General features: G+C 39.0%; 2 tRNA genes. Both read right to left on the reverse strand.

The annotated features are described in order from the left end of the window. Nucleotides 1-300: 300 nt before the first annotated feature. Nucleotides 301-377: transfer RNA gene (locus JEM65_RS21125), tRNA-Ala, on the reverse strand. A 112-nt stretch (nt 378-489) separates the two neighbouring features. Then, nucleotides 490-563, reverse strand: a tRNA-Ile gene (locus tag JEM65_RS21130). Between the last annotated feature and the right edge of the window lie 71 nt (nt 564-634).

A 634-nucleotide genomic window follows, 5' to 3' on the forward strand; every position in this document is an offset into this window, starting at 1 on the left:
TTAATGAGTTACTATTCAGTTCACAGTCTTTACTCTCAGTTTTCGGTACAAGTACCGATATCCGATCGTTAATCCCATAAACCAAACTTTATTAGATTGATTAAAAGCTCGTAAACCCTAATCAATCTAAATGTTACTTTATTACAGTCCTAAGACCGTAACAGTAATATTTTTTATGTATCTTTTTTCAATATGTCAATGAACGTTGCAATCTCCAACTTGATTGGAGATCCCATTTTAGGCCTGTTTCAATTAAATTGACAGCTTCCCTTATGAGGTCCCACGCTTCCGCGGGGACTTTGGTGGAGAATATCGGAGTCGAACCGATGACCTCCTGCGTGCAAGGCAGGCGCTCTAGCCAGCTGAGCTAATCCCCCATTAATGAATTTCAGATTGCTGAATTACGATTAACGATTGTTGATTGTGACTCAACTTCTAAAATTTCCTTTCAATTTGTAATGAACGTCTTAAAATCTCAAATCTTTTTAGTAGTCTCAGGCAGACTCGAACTGCCGACCTCTACATTATCAGTGTAGCGCTCTAACCAGCTGAGCTATGAGACTGTTTTAAAATCTCCAAACCTAACCTTAAGTAATTATCAATGATAAACACGTAAAAGAGCGCTGCGCTCCCC

This window comes from Gelidibacter salicanalis (assembly GCF_016469035.1).
Taxonomy (GTDB): Bacteria; Bacteroidota; Bacteroidia; order Flavobacteriales; family Flavobacteriaceae; genus Gelidibacter; species Gelidibacter salicanalis_A.